The organism is Vibrio sp. F13, assembly GCF_020806305.2.
Lineage (GTDB): Bacteria > Pseudomonadota > Gammaproteobacteria > Enterobacterales > Vibrionaceae > Vibrio > Vibrio crassostreae_C.
This window is the reverse complement of the sequence record NZ_CP170175.1, coordinates 3,183,281-3,206,402: the sequence shown is the minus strand read 5'-3', so window position 1 is coordinate 3,206,402 and position 23,122 is coordinate 3,183,281. Positions and strand designations below refer to the sequence as shown.

Below are 23,122 nucleotides of genomic sequence, written 5' to 3'. Positions count from 1 at the left end.
AAAGCCGCCAGCAATAACGAATTAAAGCTGGCGGCGTTTTGTTGCTTCCTCTCCAATTCCTTTATCAAAAAGGTCTTGGGTCTCAGGTACTCAAGGCATCAAAACACCGATCAACCTTATCACGAGGAACTGTGTATTTATACAGTTAATTATTTCGAATTAATTGCGTTAAATCAGGATAGGGCTGTTGTGAAAGCTGTTCGATAACAAAGGCCACGTGATGGACAGAGTGCTCAGGCAGCATTTGGGATACAGAGATAGGGTCAACATGACCTTGTTTAGACTGTTCAATAATCAAACTCACCAGCGTTTTATGTTCAGGTTTAATCGTTAACATGCTGAAATTCCATGTAAATTCAACGTGAACACGACACTAGTATGGTGTGCCGGGAATAGCCAGTGCTTTGTGATGATAACTTGAGTTAATTAGAGCTCTGCAGGATGTAACAGCAGGTGAGCTTGATGCGTTTTTGCATTCCACTCTTTCATTTCTGCGATAAACAAACCATGTCGATGAATACTGTCAATGAGGTCATACGCTCTCTCATGTTGAATTAACATAGACAGAGGGCTAATCTGTGTCATATTGTCGAAACCCTGTTCAATATGTTCTTCTAACATATACAAAACACTCGGTTCTGCCTCAGTTCCTTCCTCAAAAAGCCTCGACTCAATGCCTTCTTCGTCATATAGGTGCACGAGCAGTGAATACAGCTTCTCCGCACCAGCGAGCTTGGTCTTTTTAGCCTGGTCATTAAGTTGATAGAGCTTCATCTCTAAGTTCCCTTCTTTTGTTCGAGCCGCTTGAAGCATCAAGCGAATGTCTTTTTTAATCGCAGCGTAAGCCTTATCACTCATTTTCGGCTTTAGATATTTCAATAAAATCTCATTACGCTTTGCAATGGGTACGAAACGCGAGCTAGCCGATACTTGGAACAATAGATGAAGCAAAGCATGCGTTATGGTTTGGTGTAATGTTTGATAGTAATCAAATTCTTTTTTGATTTGCATAAGGACTAAATATTTGACGAATACAATGTATTGTTATGCGGTCATACTGCCTATAAATCAAGCAATTGAAATAATTAAAATGAAAGGTTGTTATCGCACTTCAATAAACATCTGTTTGGAAAGCACTTGCTGAGCGATAGCGCTTACTCGGTAGACCCGTGTATTGCCATACGCACTCGCAAACGCTACGCCTCTGAGTGAATCATCTAACTCAAGCACAAACTGCACGCTAGGTAAAAATTCACCACTTCCCAGCTCATCAAAAGCGAACAACACCTCATCAGGCGAGGTCATCAACTTCTCTTGTATCATTTCCCGAAACGGCTCTAGCTCTGGCGATTGCTTTATCGCGTTATTGAGTGTGGTCACAGATAAACCTTGTTTAGCGACAGCTTCTGCTTGCTCTTTTAAGACGTGTTTACTTTGTGCGTGAGAGTAGTTGAGAATGCTTTGGGTCAGTCCATATTTTTGCGCCCGCTCCATCATCGATGCTGGCAGCGTTTTCATTGATACTAATGGCGAGCTAGTAAACTGATGCTCTTTGCCAGTCGTCGCATCCTTATCCAAGTCTGTGCCACTGACTTCGGCTGAGGCCTGTCGCATCGATGCGGGTAGTGCTTCATATTGCTTGCGTGACAACACTGACACTGTCGCACGGCACTTATGGTGGTTGGGCGGGTAAAAGCTTTCCCAAAATGGATCGTCTTTGGGCTTAATCACGCCATCGAGCTTTCTGCACAGCTCTGTGGTGCCTGAATCGAGCACCGACGAATAAACCAGAAACTCCACCAAGTCGTTATAGGCAATCTGAGTCCAACGGCCTGAGTTATATGCGGTCATCATATTGTTGCGATAATGCAACTCTAACCAATAAGGATTGACCTGAGAGAGTCCTTCTTGCTCAAGAAGTTGACGGAGGTTCCCTAACGTTTCAGAGCGTGATGCTCCGCTTTCTAATGCGTCTTCATAACGTTTTTTGACGCGATTGACCGCATCAATACTGGAGACGTTCGCGACCGTAAAGGCGCGCAGCTTCATCGCCGCTTCCATTTGACGATACGCTTTGGTATCGGTCGGTATCATAGCTTTGAGTGAATCAATCGCTTCCTGAAAAGGCACCTCATCCACGGCAAGATAAATCGGCGCGTAAGTGAGTTCGATAGGTTTATCGCTGGCATCATTGATCGCATTATGGATATGCGCTTGGCCCAGCAGCCAGCTCACCATCATCGAAGCGGCATAGATGTTGGTGTATTGCGTTGTCACTTGGGTGATATCGATATCGCCTGGGTTTGAATACGCTTTGAACGCGGCTTCCAGTTCGCTTGAAAGGCTTTTGACGGTTAATGAAAGCGCCTCATTTTCGAGGCGCTGTAATTTAGTGAGGTTATCGATCTCTTTTTTATCAAGACTCTTTAAAGCAGACATAAATGCTTTCCTGGTGCATCTGAAAGATACGTGGATTCACGACTGGAAGAGGGGCTGTCGACAATGTTGTTCACCAACTCTTTATAAGCGTCCTCATCCACTCGAATTTTGAGGCTGCCTTCACGACCATTGGCTAAGAAAATCCATTTAAGCAGCGTATCATTAAGTGTCTTATGCACCATGCGAGCATCGCGTTTGGAGACGCGCATGCCCGCTCTTTCATGGACTTCACCCAATGACCGAGAGCCGTATTTTTGATTACCGTTCGTCAAGGTTTGACCGGTGATGCGCTTGGCGATTTTGTTATCAATGTATTCAATGGTTCGAAGTAGTTCATCCACCTTACCGTTGGCATCAAGGGTGACGATTTCTTTTACACCAGAGAGTGCCACCGCATCTCCGTTCATCACAGGGGCTAACGAGTTGGCAATCGCTTGTACGTCATCCCCGCCATTGGCATTTTCAGCCAGAGCAATCGCCGTTGGGATCGCGTACTTCTCACCAAGGCGCTCGATGTTGGCCCAGCTGATCCACTTACTTTGCCAAATAGGCCACACTGACTCTAAGATAGTTTCGCCGTATGGACGCTCAGTGGTCGCATTGCGCAGCACGGGAATGACTTTCCCTGCTACAGGCGTTTTCGCTGTGTAGTCCACAGCGCCGTACACTAAGGTACCATCCTTTAATAGACGGAAGTCTTCAGGGCGTTTGGGCTCTGAGTGGGTGAGGCAAAGCTGTGAGCCGAATTTCTCCCAGATAAGCTCCACTGGCATAAAACCAAATTCCGTCGCGCTTAACATCTGTTCCATCAACATTTCTAAATCAAAGTCTGCCATCACCTCGTTGTAAAACTCGATGTCACTGGTTGAGCCTTCCATGACGTAGGGCACCGTCATGGCCGTGGCATGACGCATTTCAATGCTTGATGCCACCTCTTCATCGAGCAGCATGGCGCGAATGGCCCCAAAATAGTAGTTGCTGCTTTGGTAGCGAGCGTTGCCGAGCTCTGCTGGTAATGGGTAGTGATTAACGATAACGTCGGTGGGAAGCCGAGCGATAAGGGACGATAATGTGAGATTCTTTATCATGGGCAATCGCAACTCCTGTGTATTGAGCACCGCTTTCAGTGCCATGATTAAGACCAAGCAAGGCGTTGATTAATGCGAGCGCTTCGTCTTTGCGATCATCAAAATCAAACTCGCTAATTTCACCTAACTCGTAAATCGCCCTTTGAGTCATGCCTTCAGCCAACACTTCTTTGTCATCCTCGCTATAAAGGCGAGACAAGGCATTCTTTTGACCAAGATAGGCATAGCACCAACGCGCGGCTGATTGACAAGCAGTTTGAGTGTTGTTCTCATCGTTGTAAGTTAAGGAGTGGTAGATTTGCTCATCCAGGGAGCTCGATACTCCCTGGATGCTGACCATCGCTCTTAACTCGGTAAGGGTAATAGCCATTATCACTCCTTACTTCAGTGCGTCATCGGCCCAGCAGATGGCATCCACGACAACCGCAGGCAAAGGCTTTGACATGGTGTACACATCCGCGCCACTTGGATCGTCGACTTTCTTTACTTTCGAGAAGAAAGGTAAGGCCTGAAGGCCTGCGTCCAAATCATCGAGCGCGGCATAGTACGGTGTGTGGCCTGCCTCAAGGTCAATCATCACCATCTTGTCATCATCAACGGTTTTTACGCGGGTTTTCGTACCGCCTACCATGGTTTCGTATGAACCATTTTCAAGATTAATGAGGTAGCCGCCTACATTGACTTGCCCCTTGCTGACTTTCACATCGAGCACGTTGGATTTATTTTTCCCTGCTAAGGTGACAATGCGAGCAAACAACGTTTTACCACTCAATACTTCCAAGTTTGCGCCATAACCTTTCGCTTGAATGGTTTCATCCATTTCTTGCAAGGCGGTGTACACTTGTTCGATGGTGGCGTCTGTGGCTTTCAGTGAGCTGTCAAAGTTGTAGCGAAGGGTTTCCCCAAAATCCACTTCGAACAATTCCATTGCGCCGTCTGCGGTTTTCATTGGGTAGGCAATCTTACCTGTCAGCGATTGAGCACACAGCGCTTCAGTTGAGACTTCAATCTTGCGCATCACACCAAACTGAAGCATTTCAAAAAACTTTTGAATGTTCTTTAAGCCTAATGCCTTGAGGTTGTTGAGCTCCGCCGCTGACACATGCGATACCGTCGAAAAACCTTGTGGCTCGATAGATTGAGTTTCTAAGTCATTGCCACCAAGCTGATACGCTTTCGTACCACGGCGTACCACCGGAATGTTAGACAGGGTCTCTTTGAGCACATTCCAGGGGATGCGCACGCTTGGGTAAAACACCGCCTCCCCAAACACCTTCTTGCGAATACGCATTGGCACTGACTTGCGCTTTTTGTAGTTGTTTAGCAGCTCTGCCCACTCTTGAGGGGCTAACAGACCGCGTAAAATATCAATAATATCCATGCTTTGTTCTCTTTATAACCGCTTATTAAACAGCGGCATGCATTAATGGGTGGGGTTATTTTTCAGAGCCTGACTCAGAAGCGTTGTTGTCTGATTGCGCGTCACCATCGGGAGATGGCTCTGAGTCTTCTTTTGGCTCATCCGCAATCACCAAACCAACGCTATCTTCGACGCGTGGGTATTCCCCTTTTTTCGTTAGGGCAACATGAATCGTTACTTCACCGTCACTAACAGGAGTGATTAGTCCTGATTTTTCATCGACGGTGGCCACGGCTTCATCACTAGAGGTGTACTTTACGATTTGCTCGTAAGGGTTATTGAGAACAAGATTCAAACCACCGCTTTGCACATCAACGCCAAGCTCTGAGTACACAACCGGTGAGTCATCTACTTTACGAAAACCGACAGGCTCAAGCTTTAAGTTATCGTTTGAATTATTTTCTACATCCGCTTTTAACTTTGCTTCCACAATCGGTTGACCTAATTGATGGTAAGCCTCCCCTTCACGCTTTAAGAGCTGAAGCTTCGCGATGGCTTGCTCAATCAAATCGTTACGGCGTGAATGGTGCAGAAGTGTGCGTGGGTGAGCGCCCATTTGAACAAAGGCATTCGACGCGTCACGCAGCGCTTTGGAAAACACACCATCTTGTTTGGCTTTTTGTTGCTCTAGAGGACTCATAACCAGGCACCTTCTGCAAAGAGTTGAACGCAAGACAGCGTAAATTCATTAGACGCAGTGAGCGCTGAATCATCCGCAAGCACCACACGGTCGCGAAGGTACGCGCCAAGGCGAAGTACTGAAACAGACCCATCACCTTTCATTTGTTTGGTGGTGACTACCCCTAGCGTCACTTGAGTGACGGTAAGATTACCAGCGCCATCATCTTGAACGGTGATCAACGGGGAGCCGTCCCAACGCCCAGTGATCATGCCATCAGTGATCACCACGGCATGACCTGGCTCTAAATCGGTGATGCCATTAACCATCATTTGTTGGATGACGTTGCCACCGGTATAACTGCCGACAATGGCGGGTGCGCCCTTGATGGTGGTTTTCATTCCAAATTCCATTACCAACCCTCCGGATCAAAGTTATCTTTTTGAGCATTGCCTCCATCGGCAAGCTCTAGATTTTGAGTCAATGCATCCCACGCTGACTTTTTAGGTGGGGTCGCGCTCTTTTCAGGCATCGCAGTCAGCATACCTTTGAGCTGGCTGTAACGATTACCGTCGCCTGATGCGCAAAGTTCAATCGACGAAGCACCTTCAATCATGACTTTCACACTCTTGCGAAGCTCGTCGCTCATTTCACGCGAGTCCGCTAGCTCGGTCAGTGTTTCCTTACGATCGCCTGCCAACGTTTCTTGCATCGCAGTAACCGCACCGTTTGATTTGTCGTCATCGGTCTTAGTCGGCTCTCCATCTTTGTTTTGCTCACCTTCTTTTTTAACTGGCGGCGTATTAGGTTTAATCCCCATACCGTCAAGCTGCTCTTTGACGACATCGCCAAGCAGCGTTTTGAGTTCGTCTTTCTTCATGGTTATTCCTGTTTCATTGTCATCAGAGCCAGGTTGAGTACCGACATCTGCACTGAGATAGATAGCGTCATCACAAAAGTCGCTATCGCTTAGATCCACCACATCACGGGTTTTCGTGTCCGCCGCCGGAGGAAGCTGCCCCAAGAAGGCAAGGTGGTGCATGTACCACTCACCCTCTTTATCCGGTACTGGATGGATGCCAGCACTGAAACCTTCAAACTTGCCTGAGTCTTCCAGTGTTTCCATCTCGGGGGTGTAAATCACCTCACCCACAAGGACGGTTTTTCCACTTTTATCGCCACTGCCAGCTTCCGTTCTGAGGTTGGACGCTCGCCCCAACGCGGCAATCTGATCGCTGCCTTTGGTTGGGTGACCTGGGGTCACAGGCGGGCGGGCGTCCGATTTATAATGGCGAACCACCGATTCGAGCTGCGCTTTCGTGACGGGTTGACCATTTTTTTGAATGCCATCTGCCACAATTTCCAACTTACGAATTCGCATATCGACTCCTTACAAGGTCACGGTGATACCAAATTGCCCTGGTGCATCCGGCGGGTATTTCGCACCGGTTTGCATGTCGAGCATGAATACGCGTCCAGAGGTATTGCTGATCTCAATAAAATGCACAGCAATGTTGGCGGTGTACGGCGAACCTTCATCGTTATAACCAGGAACCGGTGGATTTTTCACAAACCCATGAATACGAGTAATACCCGCATCAATAATCTTGGTCCCTGTTTCGGAATCCAGCATGCGTACTTGTCCCGTTAGGCGCAGCTTGATCCACCCATCGTTATTGGTCAGCTGAGCCACATCGCCAAGCGCCACCGATTGAAACTCCACCGTTGCCGTTGGGGCTTCGTACTTGCCGGTTGGCACTTCGACATCACCCAGCCCACCTAAGCCGCCCACCGTGGCCATCTTGCGCTGTAGGTCGCTGCTGGCGTTTTTTACGCGTCCGACGTATTGGGTTTCATTAATGAACGCCATCTGGTCACGCCAGACCACACTTTTCTCTGCCATGACTTACCTCATGCAATCAGTTTGTTAAAGGCGCTTTCTAACCCTTCAACGTAAATTTCAGCTTCAAATTCCACACTCTGCATAGGCACAGGCGGTGTCATTCGATAGCGGTACTTAATTTTGCCTTGCATCAGATTGGTGAGCGGGTTGTCACCGGCATCAATTGACACATTGCTGTACACCAATGCGGTGCCTTCTTTCGAGCGAAGATAATCGTTCACCGTATCTTTCACGCGGCCACAGGTCGTATTAGCAATGTCCGTTGGGCTGGTGAACATCGGAAAGTCTAAGAACTGACGAGTGGCGTCCTCAATGCTTTCTTCTAGGATGTCGGCTGTGCGGCGAACTGAAATAAATGACAGGTAATCGCTCTTGGTTGGGAACGCGGTGGAGTAGTTACCAAAGTTCTTCCAACCGCCATGGTTCATCAGCGTGGCAATGCCGTTCACGTTTAAGTAGTTCACATCACACGATGGATCGCTTGGGATGTAATCGAGCTCAATGGAAGGGCCAATCACATCGGCCATGACGTAGTTTGATGGCGAGCACCAGTAACCGGTTTCCGGCACAATGTTCTGCTCGGTTTGGTTGCGGTCTACCTGAGCAAGGAGGCCACACAGACTTGGCGCGTACCAATCAACCACCGTTGCGCCGTCGGTATCTAATACTTTTGGACGTGGCCAGCCGACATACGCTCGTTGTGAGGTGTACTTTTTCTTCCAAGCGTACGCCTCAGTGGCTGTTGAAATATGCTCTGGCATATCTCCCACCCAAATGCCGCGGATAGTACTGACCGCTGCCACAGCGAGTCCCATTGCGCCATCCTTGTGTAAAATGCCTGGAGCCATGTTGATTTTGGATGAAAAGCCGTAGCTCTGTTTCGCTTTACGCAGTAGCGGCAGTGCTTCCATGAATTTAGCCAACAGCGCATCGGTGACACGGGAAACGGTCAGTACATAAGTGAGCTCAATGCCAGCAACATCCCCCACATTAATGGTCATATCGTTGTCATTGGTGTAGCTGACGTTGCTCTTGGGTGCGAGCTTCACGGCGACCACCGTTTGACCTTCTGAAAGTGGTGTGATCGTGCCATCACTACTATCAACCAAGGCAATGGCTTCATCATCAATCGACCAAACAGCAGTTTGCTCATACGTATTGGTTAACGCGTTCGGCTGAGAGTCTGCGCCTAAGAACGCTGTCGCAACAGAATCACCCAGCGTCGCTGGACTCATGGTCTTGCCTGCGTTTGGATTGGTTTGTGCGACCGTCACGCCATAGACATGGGCCTCATCTACGTCATTCTCACCATCATTAAAGGTGACCAAGGCGGTAATGTTAGCAATACCGGCTTTCACAGGCGTTACCACGCCCGTATTAGCATCCACGGTCGCAATGAGATCATTGTCCGAGCTGTACGCAATGCGACAAGTGTGAGGGTTTAAAATCGTGACAGGTAAGCTTGCGCCATCATCAATATAAATAGCGACACTGGATGTGCTCATCGTGACGCCAGAGACCGCTGGCGTTTCAACGTCAGGGAAGTCGCTGTCCTTACCTAAAGGGATTGATAGAATGGAGTTGCTTGGTACATAGTGGTGAACGCGACGAATGGCATTGGCGAGCGAGCCTTCACCGAAGGCCTTCTTCGCGTCATCGTAATTGGTGGTGTGGTAGAGCTTTAATGGCTCTGCCAACTCAGAGGTGCCAAACACACCAATCACACTGGACGACACTTCGATGACCGAAATGGGACCTGTGAGCGATTCGATGGTTCGGATGCCGTGAAGTAATTCGGCCATGGATACTGTCTCCTGTTCATCAGTGGAGTCAGTATCTGAGATTATTGGAGGATAATTTCCGTTCGGCAGGCTTAAGCGTTAGTAAAATCGAACACGTCACTTTGCCCCGTGGCGAGGATTTGGCAAGAAAGCTTAATGCCAATAATGCCCTGTGGCAAATCGGTTTGAGTGACCACAATACTGTCGAGTTTGACTCGAGGCTCATACTTAGCCACCGATTCAGCAATGGACACTTTCAACCCTTGCACTTCCCATTGAGGCTTATCAATGTACTCCAATGCATCCGCTGCGTAATCCGGCATATAAATCCGTTCGCCTTTGCCGGTGTACACAATCATAAAAAGTGACTGCTTGATATCGGCCACCAAATCGGTGTTTCGTCCGCTTCCTGCAAATTTGAGTGAGTAGGTCATGCGTACCCCGTTTGAATTCGTTTGAAATCCGGTTTGAATGAGTTTGAATAAAATTATTTGAACATTCACACCCGATAGAAATTAAGCGCCCTCAGAATCGCTCTGAGGGCGTTTTGTCATTTATTGGTTTGCGGTGGACGTTGGTCTGCCTTCTGCGTCATTGTGTTTATGGCTAATCACGGCGACTGTGACACCATTGATGGTCACCGAGCCTTTCATGGTGGCACCGCTGTTCATCACGGCTGCCCCCCCCGTTGTACTACCATATCCTGCGGCCCCGACGAGTCCGGTAAATGTTGCTGTCATATCCCCCGTCAGCGCTTTGGTAATATGGGTTTGACCATTGAGTAAAATGGTCGGTGCATTGACGGTGTATTTAGGGCTATCAATGGTTACACCGGACTCGTTTACGATGAGAGCAGGTTCGTTACCTTTAATTTTTAATACGCCCGTTGCGCTACTTTGGTCATATTCCAAAATTGTGCCGTCTTTAAACCGGACACCAAACTTATCAACATTCGCGATATAGGGCTTTGCTGATTTGTTCGCCATCGAGCCAAGCACAAAACCAGACATCATTGAACCGCTAGGAATGAACAGACACAGCACTTGCTCACCAGGCTCAAGGTTGCACGAAATGCTCACGTTCTTACTACGAAAGCCCAGCACAGGCAACCAATCTGACTCAGGGTAACGTAGACCAGGGAAAGTCACCTTTACGCGCCTTAGCTCGGCATCCACTTTGCTCACTTTGCCAATACACACCAGCTTGCGCAGCATGGAGAGCACATCGCTGAGTTTCGTTTTCATTTCTGCGAGTTTGTTGAACATAGAGACTCCTAACGCATCATTCGTCGCAAAGCACCACCACCAAAGCGTGAGAGCGCTTTCGCGGCGCTACTGATTGACTTGGGCGTTTGTGGTGTTGCGCCGCCCACAAAACCAGACTCGAATCCACTGATGGCCATCTCCACCGCATCGGGCCCATCATCATGGCCACGAGGGAACTCTAAAAACATTTGACGAAGCAGCGTCTGAGTCTCTAAGAATTGGATAAGTCCGTTCTCTACCTGTGACGAGAGCGACTTGATACGCACTTGCTTATTGCCCCCTTTGAACTCACGAACTGGAAGGCGCACGCCTTTCTTCTTGGCGTAACGCATCACTTCTTTTTTGTAAATCTTCTGGAACGCAACGGTTTCGAACATCACAAAGGACGGCCTGTGTTGTAGAAACACATCCACAATGCGTTGGGCAAACTTAAGGTCAGACTCTTTCCAGCCTTTGGCAAACAACACATGATCCACCATGGTAATTTTGTGTCGAGCCACCACGGCAATAAAGGACCAGTCACCTTTTTTAAGGCCCGTAGCAGGGTCAATCGCCATACCAATGGTGCAATCTCGAAGATCTAATTCATAAGGTTTGAAGTAGACAAACCACTCTTCCTTAAAGTCGGCCTCTTCATCGGCGATAGGACGGTTCATCCATTCCGTCCACCAAGCACTGCCTGACGCGATACGTTTATTGTCTAACTCTTGCAAACTCCAACGTGCTGGAAATAAGGAATGCCCCGACGGGGTAATGGCACTGAAGCGCAGCCCCAACCAGTTAGGCAAACGGCCATCTTCAATTTGTTTAAGGAGACGTGACGGTAAATCGTCTGGGTGCATGATGGTGTTGGCGATGATGGTCAGCGCCCCTTTGCCCAGATTCATAATAACGCGTTTGAACCAGCGCTCCGCCTGACGACGCAGTGTCGGCGATTCCACCTCTTTGTCATCGAGCAAGTCATCACAGATAATGTGAGTCGGACGTTGGTACTTGTTTTTAATACCACGCAGCCGCTGCCCACGACCGACCGCCACAATGGAAGAGCCATTGGCCAGTTTGATTTTGCGTTTAGTCCAGGTGTTACCTCGCTGCTCCCCATAATCATCCAGAATCAGTTCGTTATCTTCTAAGTCATCTTTGATGGCGTCCATCATCTCTTTGGCGCTATCGGCAGACGCACCACAAATCACAATGAATGAACCAGGATGATTAAGCGCCAGCCATAAAGGCATGGCCTGAGTATTACGGGTGGTTTTACCGTGATCGCGTGGTTCGATATCGAGAATGCCCTCATACTGACCACGCTTGCCGTTTTCAAGCGCAAGGGGCTGTTTGATAAAACCGTGGTCGCGCGGGTCAATGAGCGCTTTGAACAGCGCTTCGTCTTGATGATTCAAATTTCGATTGGCGGCCAAGCGAGTCAGTGCGAGCTGGTATTCACTGAACTCAAGTGTGAACGCATCCGGCATATAGGTCTGACAGAAATATGCAAAGTCACGTTTAGATTTGGCACGGCGCTTTCGACGCGCCTTTTCTTCTTTTTCTTTTCGGGCTAAATCACGCCGCGCTTGGGCTTGGGTCTTCTTCGTGGCGCATTTGTCCTCAGCGGCGATATGCGCACTGTCTCGAATATTCTCTAAATCCGCATCGGACAATCCACCAAAGAGGCCGCTCATCGACGGCCTCGTTTCGTTTTTTGGTCGACACGAATTTTCTGAATGATGCTGACCAACTCAAGCAAGAGCTCGGGGCGCGTCTCTTTGAGTATATCGGTAAGCTGACTTTCAAACTCGGCCTTTGCCGCATCGACCCCTTTACGAAACTCAACTTTCAATCGGTCAAGGTTCACCTGTGCATCCGATAGTCGCGCTAACAAGTTGGCCAGCTTGTTCGGATCTTTAAATGACTCAGGACCAAACTCCAATTCACGCAATACTTTGAACATGTAGCGCTGCATGATTTGTAAGTTCAGCTCTGAGATATCGGTGTTGGGGCTGTCTTTGAATTCCTTTAGAAAGACCTCTGCCTGCTCTTGAACCAGACGCTGCTCTTCAATCAACTCCTGATTACTACGAAGCACACGATGCACTGACGAACGTGAAATATCAAAGCCGTCTTCTTTGAGCGCCTCCGCGATATCGTCCAGCTTCATTTTGTCCACGGTGTACATCTCAATGACGCGCTCAAGCAGCCCGTGCAATTCCACCTTTGAGCGTGGGGCCATGGGGTTTCCTTCTTATTGTTCTCGTGAGCGTGCAGCTTATCCCCCGAAGGGTTGATTAACTTCCGTTCGGCAGATGGCCGCTAAATAAAAGGCAGAATTTAAGCCTGGTTCAAACACCGTTCAATGGAGCGTATCAGCGATGAAAGGTTTTCTTGATGCATTGCATAACACCACCAAAGCGATTGAGGGTCTGCCAGAGACGTTGGCTCCCTTTGGTTTGCAGTGTGTGCGCAACAACATGAAAAACGGCACGTTTAAACCCAATGCTCCGCTGACCAAAAACACCAAGAACGCAGGGGCTAACCCCCTGTTTGATACAGGTGAAACCTACGCCTCATTGACGTACAAGGCTGGCAAAGAGGAATACCGCATAGGCACCAACAAAGCCCATGCGCCACTGATTAACAATGGCGGCGTGATCAAAGCGAAGAAAGCCAAACAGCTCGCCATACCGGTCAACAAGCAGGTAAAGAAACGCTCCGAGGTGTATGGGGTGCGTAAAACCTTGGAAGGATTAGAGCTTCAAGGCTGGAAGATTTTCTACCGGCCTCATTCCATCATGGGACGAGCACCCTTGGGGGGTAAGGCTTTTGGTCAAAAGGTGAAGACTAAAGCCAACCGAAACAACAAAGGCGCAGAGAAAGGCGTGTTCTATGTGCTGTACATCCGAACGCCGCAAATCAAAGTCTCCAGTCGTGAGTTCATGTATTTAAGTCCCGAGCAGCAACAAGCGCAGCAAGAAATGGCATTAGAGCAGTTAAAGGCAGCAATCCAATGAAAGTGATTCGAACATTAGAGAAAACACTGGAAACCTCACTTGGCATGCAAGCGGTGATTGAGCCCTCCAATGCGGTGGCCAGAAAAGAAGTGCGTGTGATGTTCAATGGTATCCGCGCGTTGAATCGGCTGGCACTGACGACACAAGCCTCGTTCGCTGCTTATGAAATGCTCCTTGATGTGGTGATTTCAGCCAGGGTCAGCGGCGGGAACACGCAGTGTTTTTTATCTAGTCAGCAGATACAACTCAACCTGCGCATGACCGATTATCTCACCCATGACCTGATTATTTTAAAAGACATTGGTGAAGACTTGCCTGCTGGCTTTGGTGAATTCTGGGAGCGGCTGACGGTCGTGGGCGATGCAGAGATTTCCGATGCTCGAAAAACATCATCCGGCTGGAGTGAGCCAAAACAAGACGATGACTTTGACCCCAAAGACGATCTCTTTACTTGGCGCGAAGATTGGCAAGCCACATTGGTGCTCACCGTACACAAACATTTTACCAACCCTGATGTGACTGAGATCACCGCCAAGAGCCTTCTCACGGGTAAGAGTCACACCATCAGTGATGAGGAATCATAGATGACAGAACAAACAACGAATTATTCCCAGTGGGGCGGCTTTGGTGATTTAGTCTTTAAGGGGCGCTTCACGCCAAACAAAATCAGCGACTCGCGCACTTTTAAGATCAACAAACAAGACCTCATTAACGGTTATCCCGCGCACCAGAATATGGGTGAAGATGAGCACACCGCCTTATTGGATCTGACCTTTAATAATCACTTTGTCGACATCACAAAGATGGCCAAGCGGCTCGAATTAATGGGCGAAAATGGCGTGCCTCGCGCTTTGGTCGTGGGCTCAATGGTGCATGGGCAGTTTTGTATTCGTAAAATCACCCGCACCAATATTCAAACGCTGCCTAGTGGCGTGGTGACCAGTGTGGACTATCAACTGGACATCGTGGAAGTGCGTTCATGAATACCTTAATTGCACGCCAGAGCGAGCGCTGGGAGCAGATTTGTTATCGCGCCTATAGCGTCACCAATCAAACCTTAGTCGATGCGCTATTTGATGCCAACCGTGAGCTGACCCGAGCCATGACCAGCTTTACCTTTAGCGGAGGGGAAACCGTCAACATCCCTGCGGTGAAAGTGGTGAACACAGTCACTGTGGAGACGCCACCATGGGCATAACCGCAACAGGGCTTATCCGTCCATTCGCCATTTTGCACTGGGCGGGAAAGGATGTGACCGCTGAGCTCAGTCGCTATGTCAAGTCCATGACCTATACCGATGTGATGGAAAGCAAACAAACCGGTACAGATACCTTGTCTCTCACTTTGTTTAACAAAGACCGCCGTTTTTGTCAGGCCTGGTATCCCACCAAAGGGGACACCTTAACGCCAGGCATTGGCTGGTTAGATGAAAGCGGTCAGCGTCACGAGTGGTTGTGGGGAGAGTTCAGTATTGATGAAGTGTCCTTCAAGATTGGGCCTGATGATGTGATGGTCGGTGCAAACGCCAAACCGCCCACCATCAAGCGAGGTTTTATCGACAATCAGCAGTGCTTGGTACAAGAGAATGTCACGTTTGAGCGCGTTGCACAGTCTTGGGCAAAAGAGAGCGGCCTATCGTTTATCAAAGCGCCTGATACGCCTGACTTTCAATTTGCTCGCATTGAGCAGCGAGATGAAACCACCCCCGCATTCTTAACTCGATTGTCAGAGCAAACCAGTGTGCCGATGGCCATCAAAGGCAAGAACCTTGTGATGGGCAACTTTAAAGACGACGTGATTCAAATTGACACCTTAAACCGAGACATTCTCACCGCTCTCAATTTACCCGATAGCGCTCGTTCAAAGTACGTAGCGGTCGAAGTCAATGGTTATGACCAGCAAGCCCAGCAGCTTTTTAGCTATCGTGCAGGGGATGCCACCGCGACGGGCGATCGAGTGAAGATGCTGCACAACATCGACAACGTGAAATCCATGGCAGACGCCAGAGCTTACGCCGAGTCCTATTTACAAAACGGCGCAGACGGGAAACAAGGCGCGAAAGGACGCATGTCAGTGACCAATATCATGTTAACCACCGCACATTTGATTGAATTTTTAAACTTTGGCAACGTGCCAAACCGCTGGAAACCCACCACCGTGACGACCTCCATTAGTGGACGTTCGTGGACCGCCAGCGCGCAACTAGCAAGAGCGAACTGATATGACCAATCGATTCCCTAATATCCCAGAGCCGCAACTGGTCGAGGTGAATTATAACGCCGACCTTGTCAGCCTCAAGCAGCGTTACCAACTAGGCACAGGGCACTATCCTGGCATCAACGACCCAGAAACGTTTCATCTTGAGCAAATCGCGTATGAGAAGAACGAGCTCAAAGCGCTCATTAACTATGAAAGCAAACAGAACTTGCTGCCGTTTGCAGAAAAAGAGCGTTTAGACAACCTTGGACTGCTCACTGAAACCGAACGGTTGCCCGCCTCAAAGGCCCGTACGGTAATGGCTTTTACCTTTACCCCTCATACTGGCTTTGTCATTGCTAAGGGCTATCAAGTGATTGCCGTGGATAACCAAACTCTGTTTGAAACATTGGAAGAGGTGGTGGTCAGTGCGGGCACACAGAGCATTCAGACGAGCGTAGAGTGCATCGAAACTGGCCTTCAGGGAAATGGCTTTTTAGCCGGACAAATCCATCAAGCTGTTACGCCATTGGATGCCCTTGAACGTGTGGCCAATACTGAGACCACACAAGGTGGCTCTGAGATTGAGGGTGATGATGATTTTGCCTATCGAATCTATATTTCGCCGTCAAAGTTCAGTGTGGCTGGGCCGTACGAGGCGTATGAGTACTTTGCTCGCTCAAGCAGTTCATCAATTAAGAACGTGTCGGTTTGGACTCCGGCCCCGAATGAAATTGAAATCAGTGCCATTTTGCAAGATGGCTCGCTTCCTAACCAAGCCATCAAAGACTTGATTAAGTCAGAGTGCTCAGGGGATAAGCGAGTGCCTATGGGGGATTTGGTGCGCGTGGTGGATGCAACGGATGTCAGGGCAACGGCCAGCTTTCACCTGCAGATCTTCAGTGACTACGCCTCATTGGCTGAGTCCATTCAAATGACGGCAAAAACCAACATTGAAGCCGTCATTAATACGTGGAAGACGCAGCACGGACGCGACATAGTGCCTGCAGCCTTAACGTCGCTGGCCCAACGTATTGAAGGGGTGTACCTAGCTAAAGGGGCGGTGACTGGCAGCGATGGTCAAGTCATTACAGAGACGAAACCGGTGACCCAAAAACAAAGGCCGCTTATCACCCTCACGGCCGTCACCTTTGAAGTTATCACTGAAAGCAGTCAACAAACCTTTGAATAACAATAATAAGAGAGAGAAAAGCCAATGAGTGAAACGGGAATGAAAGCCATATTGATGTCCCTCACGGACTTAGCGGGTCTAAAGAAAGTCGGTACGTCCGTGATGGCCACGGTTGTCAGTTTTGGTGTCAATGATATTGCGCAACTCGTTGCTATCACTGTGGGTATTATCTCGGGTTGTATGGCCATTCGCCATTATGCGGTGGCGACTCAACTCAATAAAGCCAAGCTGGCTCGCTTACAAACCGGTGATGACAACGTGATGGATTCGGAGGAAACCTCATGAGTCTGAAAGCGAATGCAGCGAAAGCCTTGGTGTGCTCCATCACCGCCGTATTGGCCATCGTGTTTAACATCGATGACGCCTTGAGTGTCAGTGAGCCTGGTCTGCGTCATATTGCAAATGAAGAAGGTTGCCGCGCTCAAGCCTACCAATGCAGCGCCAACACCTGGACTCTCGGTCTTGGGCATACTCAAGAGGTGAAGCAAGGTGACACGGCAACAAATGAGCAAATCGCCCACGACTTTGTTAAGGATGTGGCCAGTGCTGAGAGCGTGGTGAAAAAACATCTCACACAAACGCCGAGCCAAGCGGAATACGACATGATGGTGAGTTTTGTGTTCAACCTCGGCGCGGGTAACTTTGCTCGTTCGACCTTGCTCAAGACCTTTAATCAAGGAGACCATCGCGGAGCCTGCTTGCAATACCCGCGTTGGGTCTATGTTAATAAGAAAGACTGCCGCATTAAAGGCAGTGGTTGCGAAGGTATTCCCAAACGGCGAGATAAAGAGATGGCGATTTGTTTGAATGGATGGCAATAATATGGGCGTTCTAGGCCAGCTCAAACGCACGGCTTTTTGGTTAGGCGGCGCAATACTCATTGTGAGCTTACTGGTCAACTATAAGCTCTTCCACTACACCAGTGAGCTAAAGGCTAGTAACCAAATGCTAGGCGAGACCATTACCAGCCAGGAAACCACCAACCATTTATTGGCTAAGCGCATCACGACATTAACCACTCAAAGGCGTGAGGCGCAGCAAGTCGCGGATGAGACGTCGACTCGAGAGCGCCATGCTCGGCATCAGTTAAAAACACGCGTCGAACAATTGGAAAAGGAGCTTGAACATGAAATATGCAGTGCTGAGCCTATCACTTATCCTGTTGGCTGGGTGTCAGGATACTAAGATTGTCACTCAGTATGAATACCAGGACCTTATCCAATCGCCACCAGTGAGTGACTTGGTGGAGTGTGAGCAGCCGTTTGACCAAAAGCCGCTGACTTATGGCGAAGCGGCCAGCCGTGATGCTGTCTGGCTTACGTACTTTCGATTGTGCGCCTGTAAGATAGAGCGCAATCGAACATTCTACGGTTACACCAATAAAAATGGCGCTTGCTCCAAACTGGATGCAAGCGCCATTCAAACTCTTCAATCACTGCCCACTACCCAAACAGACTGAGCTGCTCTTCTGGTTTACCATTGGCGGCTTCACCTTTGTCCTTTACGAACACAAACCAGGTTTGCAGTTTAGAGGCAAAGAAATAGCCATCTCGCACGTGGTTGCGCTGGGTGCGAGTGCAGCTATTAAATACCTCATAGGCTGGAAGCATACGGATCGGTTTCGATGGCATGATAATTACTCCTTCTCCATAGGTACTCGGCCAGCTCTTTAGGGGTGTACCAGTTACGAATACCTAGATCACTTTTGATGATCGCTTTATCAATGGGATTGAGCGCGGCTTGAAACTCGCTTGCCGCGATGCGGTTATCGGGATACATCTCCAGTAAGAGCGCCTCGAGCTCTTCTTGAGTCCGAGGGTTAAGCACCTCATAGCGAGGCTCGGCCCGAAACTTTACTCGCCTTGACATGATGCCTCCCAGCGTTCCAGTCCCACAATCACAGCACGTATCGTGTCACGAGTGAGCCAGCGAGCACGTTCGACTTTTACCGTGCGTTTCACAAAGCTATCCAATGCGGGGGCATCTAATCCTTGCCAGCCCATAGATTTAGCCAACGCCGCTAGCTTTGCCCATTGTAAGTTGGATGGCTGTCGAGACGAACTGCCTCCCAGGCGCTTTTTAAACTTGGCAGAGTCTTCCAAATAGCCTTGACGCTTTAACTCTGCGACTAGCTCACGCAACGAATCATCACTCAAGTCTTTGCAGCTTGTCTGCCCCGTTTGAATGCCTAGGTAGTTGCGATACTCATCGTCATCATAAAACCCCATGCGGTCATTCAATAACGCTTTCACACCTTTATGCACCAAGCCATAGTAAGCATGACGATTTATCTTCATTTTCATAGCGCCTCCTCAATGGGTAAGGTGAAAGGTTTGCCGAGCCAATTCTTGTTGGCGACACGAAGCAGCAGCGCCGCAAAGAACTCGGATTTTTCTTTGGTGGAGAAGCCAGCATCTCGGCGCAGCGTATCAAATAGAACCGCACTGTCGGCATCGAGGATAAACTTACGTTCGACTCGACCTAGTGCCTTGCTGCGCATACGACTCTCGCGGGTTCTATCGGCTTGAGATTTGGGGTTATCGACTTTAGGTCGCCCGATACGAGCGGAAGACATGACCATAAACGTTACTCACTCACAATAAGTTATTGTTCATAGTTTATGCATCTGGAAGCGTTTGTAAGAAAAAAGTTGATGTTGGTTAACGAAATGTAGTTGAAAGAGAGTAATGAATGGTACAAATATGGCAGGATTTAGTTCATGCAGTGTGATTTTTTCAGTAGCAAATAATGACACTTGAAATCGCAATGATATAATTGAGCCGCTTTGACCGCGGCTCAATTATTTCTACTTTTCGATAATTACTGGATGAGCTCTGGCATTAGGGCGACCCGGGAATTTCGAGTATGAAATTTTGCTCCCATTAGGAACTCTAGAAGCACCATAAAGACTATGAACACTAAAGAAAACGTCGTGACTCTGGCTTTCTGCAAAGCCACTGTAACCGTTTTGAATTAGTCGATATACAGTTGCTTCATGGCGTTCAGATGTTTGATAGCATAGGTTCTGACACATTCTCACTAAGTCATCTGCGGTTGGGCGTTTTGCAGGATCATATTCTAGACAGCTATCGACAATGCTTTGAAGCTCTCGACATAGAGGTTGAAATTGAGCATTAGCAGTCATAAATGCAGGCCAATCGAGTCTCTCTTGATTTTTCACGTTAACAGCTGCTTCAAGAAAAACACCGAAAGGATATTCACCAGCCATCAGCTTGAACATCATTGCGCCTATAGACCATATGTCTAATGCGCACGTAATGGTGTCTCCCTTTTTTCGGAACATCATCTCTGGAGCCATAAATGGAAGAGCCCCTTTTACTGTGCCAGATGTAGAACGAGTAATATCTCCTGATTCAGCTTCCTCGTTAAATACTTCTTCAGTAAAAGTAGCGATGCCAAAGTCAGTGATCTTCAGTTCTTCGACACCAGCACTAGGATCAACCATGATGTTACTTGGCTTCAAATCTCGATGGATTACACCTTGAATGTGTGACGCACGAATACCTTTAGCTAACAAATGTAATGTTCTAGCTGCTAGGTGAGGGTCAAGAAACTCTCGTTGCTCAATCTTTTCTTCAAGAGTTTGACCGTTAACGAATTCCTCTACAAGGTAAACGTTACCCTCTTCTTCAAAGTAATCTAGTGTTTTTGCCACATTGTGATGGTTTACCTTGCCTGCAATAACCGCACTAGCTTGGAAACGACGAGTTTTTTGTCCCGGCTGAGGCGTTTTCAAAGCAACCTGACCACCGAGGAATTTGTCTTCAGCAAGATAAACATCTTGCATACCACCAGCACCAATGTGATCAAGTACTTCATAGCGACCAGCGATAATAGTATTAGGAACAATCATGAAACCACCTCAGGGTTTGAAATGTCGAAGGTAACAAAGCCTCTTCTAGCTGGAGTGCCAAGAGTGATAACAGAAGCACCAGGTAGAATATGCCCAACATTTACCTGAGCATTGTTCACCGTTACATCACCACCAAGAGCTGCAACCTTGAAGTCATAGCCGTCGTATTCAATGGTAATCTCACCATTCAAGCTAGTACCGTAAGTAGAAGAAATTTTCGCTCGTCGGTTTTGGCTATTAAGTTCTTTGACTTGACTCTCCATAACCATAAGACCTTTGTGCTTGTCTCTTAGAAGATGTCTTCTCAGGACTTTCTCAACCTCAGCGATTGTTGGTCTGTCGGCAGGGGAGTAGGCTAAGCATCGTTCTAAGATGTTCACAATATCTGAATCTAGGCTGGGTAAGCTATTTTGAACCCAACCTTGCCCTGAAGGTAAGGGAGGGTACTCCAGTAGTTCTCGGGGAACATTCGCATTAGCAAGAGCCATCGCAGTGATACCAAAGGCGTAAACATCAACAGCAGTGGTAAATTCCACTTCGCCATTTTGCCATAATTCAGGTGCCATATATCCCACAGTACCAATGACGCTGTTTGTCTTAGCACTATCAAGTTTTCTGGCAAGACCGAAATCGAAGACTTTGATAACATCGGAGTCATCTCGACGAATATTGTTAGGTTTGATATCTCGGTGGATGATTCCTGCTTCATGTATATCGGATAACCCACAAGCTACTTGCCAAAGCGTTTCTACGAGCCCGTCCATATCAGTACCATAAGCCCCGTTGGCAAGATCATTACCTTGAATGAACTCTAGCACCAGTCCAACTTGCTCGCCGACGTTAACAACATCGTACAGTTGGACTACATGTTTAGAGCGAAGCTGAATGAGAGATCGTTGCTCATCAAACAATCGTCTTTGCTCTGCATCACCTTTCAATAACTTGATTACAACATCACGTTGTAAGTGATTATCTTTACAGTAAAGGATGTCTCCCATACCACCAGTATCGTTCGTACCACTGAGTTCATATCTACTTGGAAGAATCATCCTTTACCTCGCCCTTTTCGTCACTGACTTCATCACAAATTGTCATTTTATTTTGAATTTCTTCTTCTGAATCTGACTTGTCTACTCTCTTTTTTGATTGACGTCCCTTTCTTTTCGGGCGTTCTTTGATTTCAACCTTCGTTTCTTCATCAAGCTGCTCTTTCGCCTCTTCATCGGTCGAAGTTAAGTTCTCTGTGTTATCAGTTTCATCTGCTTGCTCAGAAAGGACCTCATCACTTTGAGGTTCATTACGAGTCTGATTTTTAGGTGCTATTTTTTGTTCAACCGGAGAGTTACCCCAAATAAACTGCATTGAGGTAAACGGATCAGATACTTGAACTACAGCTATATCATCTATGTGCTCCTCAAAGTTCAGTAGCTCCAAATCAACAGCACAGATAGATGCATTGTCAGGTCCTCCACACCAACGCGCTGTAGCGATCAAACGCTCTACAACCTGAGTAACTCTTCCCGCATGTTTTACAATGTCAGATAGAGTTTGAGGCTCAATGTAATGAACACCATCCGTTGTCAGGTAGACTTGGCTTATTTCTGATGTTAACGGAGCGACGTGAGGCCTAATGCCTTCACCCATTCCCATAAATTGAAGTAGCTCAGTTCCGCTTCCACCGACGGCTTCTGCTAATGAATCATCAACGGAAAGCCTGATTACTTTATTTAAGACAGAATCTTTCGCATAAATTCGGCTGTCCCCGACATTAACGGTCATGTTCTTGTCGTCGCTACACAGTAGAATGGCAGATAGAGTGCTTCCGCCCTTACCATTGGTAAATGCGAAGACAGCATTATTCGCAGTTAGGGTTGCTTGCGTGATTGCGTGTTCAGAACCTAGGTGTACTGTTTCCAACACAGAACTGAAAAATGTTGAAATCGCTAGCTCGGCAGCTTTTTCTCCATCTCTCATTCCACCCATACCATCAACAACCGCTATAAGGGTGTAGAAAGCAGTTGAAGTGCGGAATTTCATTACGGCCGTTCTATCCTGATTTTCAGACCTCTTCAGACCAAGATCTGAAGCCAGAGCGATTGCTCCACTATCGATAGAGAGCAGCCCTCTGCTTAAAACACCTCTCGCAAGGTGCTTCTGCAATAGCTCTTGAAACATTATTTAGCCCTATAGTCTATTGATATCTATTAAAAAGATAATAACACACGAGTTTCAATATGCCTTGTGATTCCCCCCTAAGTTAAGGCTACTTGATTCACATTTAGCGAAAGGAATAGATAAAGTAGAGTTTTTAAGTAGGTCTTACGTTGCATTAAGTATGCA

Annotated in this window: 31 protein-coding genes; 10 read left to right on the top strand and 21 right to left on the bottom strand. The window is 47.9% G+C overall.

The features are described 5' to 3' along the window. Positions 1-145 precede the first annotated feature (145 nt). From LMH68_RS14690 to LMH68_RS14620, 15 genes are all read right to left on the bottom strand, one after another. Positions 146-337: a hypothetical protein gene (locus LMH68_RS14690; RefSeq protein WP_048615443.1), complete on the bottom strand. Its 192-nt coding sequence runs from the start codon at positions 335-337 to the stop codon at positions 146-148. An 89-nt stretch (positions 338-426) separates the two neighbouring features. Beyond that, positions 427-1,011 (bottom strand): DUF2913 family protein, encoded by a 585-nt coding sequence (locus tag LMH68_RS14685; RefSeq protein WP_048615442.1) that lies wholly within the window; start codon positions 1,009-1,011, stop codon positions 427-429. 90 nt (positions 1,012-1,101) lie between these two features. Beyond that, entirely contained in the window at positions 1,102-2,439 is a 1,338-nt protein-coding gene (locus LMH68_RS14680) for a phage minor head protein (protein WP_229647017.1), read from the bottom strand. Then, complete coding sequence (locus LMH68_RS14675; RefSeq protein ID WP_229647018.1) at positions 2,427-3,527, bottom strand: DUF935 family protein; 1,101 nt, start codon at positions 3,525-3,527, stop codon at positions 2,427-2,429. The genes LMH68_RS14680 and LMH68_RS14675 overlap by 13 nt, the downstream gene beginning before the upstream one ends. Continuing rightward, positions 3,466-3,897 (bottom strand): hypothetical protein, encoded by a 432-nt coding sequence (locus LMH68_RS14670; RefSeq protein WP_048666304.1) that lies wholly within the window; start codon positions 3,895-3,897, stop codon positions 3,466-3,468. Before LMH68_RS14670 ends, LMH68_RS14675 begins: the two co-directional genes overlap by 62 nt. A gap of 9 nt (positions 3,898-3,906) precedes the next feature. Continuing rightward, entirely contained in the window at positions 3,907-4,908 is a 1,002-nt protein-coding gene (locus tag LMH68_RS14665; RefSeq protein WP_229647019.1) for a major capsid protein, read from the bottom strand. Positions 4,909-4,963: 55 nt separating this feature from the next. Continuing rightward, positions 4,964-5,587, bottom strand: coding sequence for an Ig-like domain-containing protein (locus LMH68_RS14660; protein ID WP_229647020.1), 624 nt, complete (start codon positions 5,585-5,587; stop codon positions 4,964-4,966). Further along, the gene (locus tag LMH68_RS14655) at positions 5,584-5,967 is read right to left on the bottom strand and encodes a hypothetical protein (protein WP_229647021.1); all 384 of its coding nucleotides are present in this window, start codon (positions 5,965-5,967) and stop codon (positions 5,584-5,586) included. Before LMH68_RS14655 ends, LMH68_RS14660 begins: the two co-directional genes overlap by 4 nt. Before the next feature lie 11 nt (positions 5,968-5,978). Continuing rightward, positions 5,979-6,947: a hypothetical protein gene (locus LMH68_RS14650; RefSeq protein ID WP_229647022.1), complete on the bottom strand. Its 969-nt coding sequence runs from the start codon at positions 6,945-6,947 to the stop codon at positions 5,979-5,981. A 9-nt stretch (positions 6,948-6,956) separates the two neighbouring features. Then, positions 6,957-7,469 (bottom strand): phage major tail tube protein, encoded by a 513-nt coding sequence (locus LMH68_RS14645; protein ID WP_048666300.1) that lies wholly within the window; start codon positions 7,467-7,469, stop codon positions 6,957-6,959. 8 nt (positions 7,470-7,477) lie between these two features. Beyond that, positions 7,478-9,271 carry a phage tail sheath family protein gene (locus tag LMH68_RS14640; protein ID WP_048666299.1) on the bottom strand — a complete coding sequence of 598 codons (1,794 nt, stop codon included), beginning with the start codon at positions 9,269-9,271 and terminating at the stop codon, positions 7,478-7,480. A 71-nt stretch (positions 9,272-9,342) separates the two neighbouring features. Then, the gene (locus tag LMH68_RS14635) at positions 9,343-9,684 is read right to left on the bottom strand and encodes a GPW/gp25 family protein (RefSeq protein WP_048615433.1); all 342 of its coding nucleotides are present in this window, start codon (positions 9,682-9,684) and stop codon (positions 9,343-9,345) included. Positions 9,685-9,804: 120 nt separating this feature from the next. Further along, positions 9,805-10,515 carry a phage baseplate assembly protein V gene (locus LMH68_RS14630; RefSeq protein WP_229647023.1) on the bottom strand — a complete coding sequence of 237 codons (711 nt, stop codon included), beginning with the start codon at positions 10,513-10,515 and terminating at the stop codon, positions 9,805-9,807. A gap of 8 nt (positions 10,516-10,523) precedes the next feature. Next, positions 10,524-11,987 (bottom strand): phage terminase large subunit, encoded by a 1,464-nt coding sequence (gene terL / locus LMH68_RS14625; RefSeq protein ID WP_229647024.1) that lies wholly within the window; start codon positions 11,985-11,987, stop codon positions 10,524-10,526. 203 nt (positions 11,988-12,190) lie between these two features. Continuing rightward, positions 12,191-12,742 carry a phage protein Gp27 family protein gene (locus LMH68_RS14620; RefSeq protein WP_048666296.1) on the bottom strand — a complete coding sequence of 184 codons (552 nt, stop codon included), beginning with the start codon at positions 12,740-12,742 and terminating at the stop codon, positions 12,191-12,193. A gap of 139 nt (positions 12,743-12,881) precedes the next feature. Between LMH68_RS14620 and LMH68_RS14615 the strand changes: the two genes are divergently transcribed. Genes LMH68_RS14615 through LMH68_RS14570 form a run of 10 tightly spaced genes read left to right on the top strand, consistent with a single transcriptional unit; the run spans position 12,882 to position 18,367 of the window. Then, a complete protein-coding gene (locus LMH68_RS14615; RefSeq protein WP_229647025.1) occupies positions 12,882-13,520 on the top strand; it encodes a hypothetical protein in 639 nt (212 codons plus the stop codon). Next, a complete protein-coding gene (locus LMH68_RS14610) occupies positions 13,517-14,104 on the top strand; it encodes a hypothetical protein (RefSeq protein ID WP_229647026.1) in 588 nt (195 codons plus the stop codon). Before LMH68_RS14615 ends, LMH68_RS14610 begins: the two co-directional genes overlap by 4 nt. Next, the gene (locus tag LMH68_RS14605; protein WP_229647027.1) at positions 14,105-14,503 is read left to right on the top strand and encodes a phage tail protein; all 399 of its coding nucleotides are present in this window, start codon (positions 14,105-14,107) and stop codon (positions 14,501-14,503) included. Then, on the top strand, positions 14,500-14,718 hold the full coding sequence (locus tag LMH68_RS14600) for a tail protein X (protein WP_048666292.1): 219 nt from the start codon (positions 14,500-14,502) through the stop codon (positions 14,716-14,718). The genes LMH68_RS14605 and LMH68_RS14600 overlap by 4 nt, the downstream gene beginning before the upstream one ends. Next, positions 14,709-15,740 carry a phage late control D family protein gene (locus LMH68_RS14595; protein WP_048666291.1) on the top strand — a complete coding sequence of 344 codons (1,032 nt, stop codon included), beginning with the start codon at positions 14,709-14,711 and terminating at the stop codon, positions 15,738-15,740. Before LMH68_RS14600 ends, LMH68_RS14595 begins: the two co-directional genes overlap by 10 nt. Before the next feature lies 1 nt (position 15,741). Further along, positions 15,742-16,908, top strand: coding sequence for a baseplate J/gp47 family protein (locus tag LMH68_RS14590; protein ID WP_136984528.1), 1,167 nt, complete (start codon positions 15,742-15,744; stop codon positions 16,906-16,908). A gap of 24 nt (positions 16,909-16,932) precedes the next feature. Further along, positions 16,933-17,193, top strand: a complete 261-nt coding sequence (locus tag LMH68_RS14585) for a hypothetical protein (RefSeq protein ID WP_048615423.1) — start codon at positions 16,933-16,935, stop codon at positions 17,191-17,193. Then, positions 17,190-17,729, top strand: coding sequence for a lysozyme (locus LMH68_RS14580; RefSeq protein WP_048615422.1), 540 nt, complete (start codon positions 17,190-17,192; stop codon positions 17,727-17,729). The genes LMH68_RS14585 and LMH68_RS14580 overlap by 4 nt, the downstream gene beginning before the upstream one ends. Then, on the top strand, positions 17,716-18,093 hold the full coding sequence (locus LMH68_RS14575; protein ID WP_229647028.1) for a hypothetical protein: 378 nt from the start codon (positions 17,716-17,718) through the stop codon (positions 18,091-18,093). The genes LMH68_RS14580 and LMH68_RS14575 overlap by 14 nt, the downstream gene beginning before the upstream one ends. After that, entirely contained in the window at positions 18,035-18,367 is a 333-nt protein-coding gene (locus LMH68_RS14570; RefSeq protein WP_197090246.1) for a hypothetical protein, read from the top strand. Before LMH68_RS14575 ends, LMH68_RS14570 begins: the two co-directional genes overlap by 59 nt. Here the strand turns inward: LMH68_RS14570 and LMH68_RS14565 are convergent. From LMH68_RS14565 to LMH68_RS14540, 6 genes are all read right to left on the bottom strand, one after another. After that, a complete protein-coding gene (locus LMH68_RS14565) occupies positions 18,351-18,539 on the bottom strand; it encodes a hypothetical protein (RefSeq protein WP_136984526.1) in 189 nt (62 codons plus the stop codon). The two genes, LMH68_RS14570 and LMH68_RS14565, sit on opposite strands and share 17 nt — an antisense overlap. A gap of 222 nt (positions 18,540-18,761) precedes the next feature. Beyond that, on the bottom strand, positions 18,762-19,211 hold the full coding sequence (locus LMH68_RS14560; protein WP_156168099.1) for a regulatory protein GemA: 450 nt from the start codon (positions 19,209-19,211) through the stop codon (positions 18,762-18,764). After that, on the bottom strand, positions 19,208-19,489 hold the full coding sequence (locus LMH68_RS14555) for a hypothetical protein (protein WP_048615420.1): 282 nt from the start codon (positions 19,487-19,489) through the stop codon (positions 19,208-19,210). The genes LMH68_RS14560 and LMH68_RS14555 overlap by 4 nt, the downstream gene beginning before the upstream one ends. Positions 19,490-19,714: 225 nt before the next feature. After that, positions 19,715-20,782, bottom strand: a complete 1,068-nt coding sequence (locus LMH68_RS14550; RefSeq protein WP_048615419.1) for a serine/threonine-protein kinase — start codon at positions 20,780-20,782, stop codon at positions 19,715-19,717. Then, positions 20,779-21,831: a serine/threonine-protein kinase gene (locus LMH68_RS14545; RefSeq protein WP_048615418.1), complete on the bottom strand. Its 1,053-nt coding sequence runs from the start codon at positions 21,829-21,831 to the stop codon at positions 20,779-20,781. Before LMH68_RS14545 ends, LMH68_RS14550 begins: the two co-directional genes overlap by 4 nt. Then, positions 21,815-22,957, bottom strand: coding sequence for a PP2C family protein-serine/threonine phosphatase (locus tag LMH68_RS14540; protein ID WP_048615417.1), 1,143 nt, complete (start codon positions 22,955-22,957; stop codon positions 21,815-21,817). Before LMH68_RS14540 ends, LMH68_RS14545 begins: the two co-directional genes overlap by 17 nt. Positions 22,958-23,122: the final 165 nt, after the last annotated feature.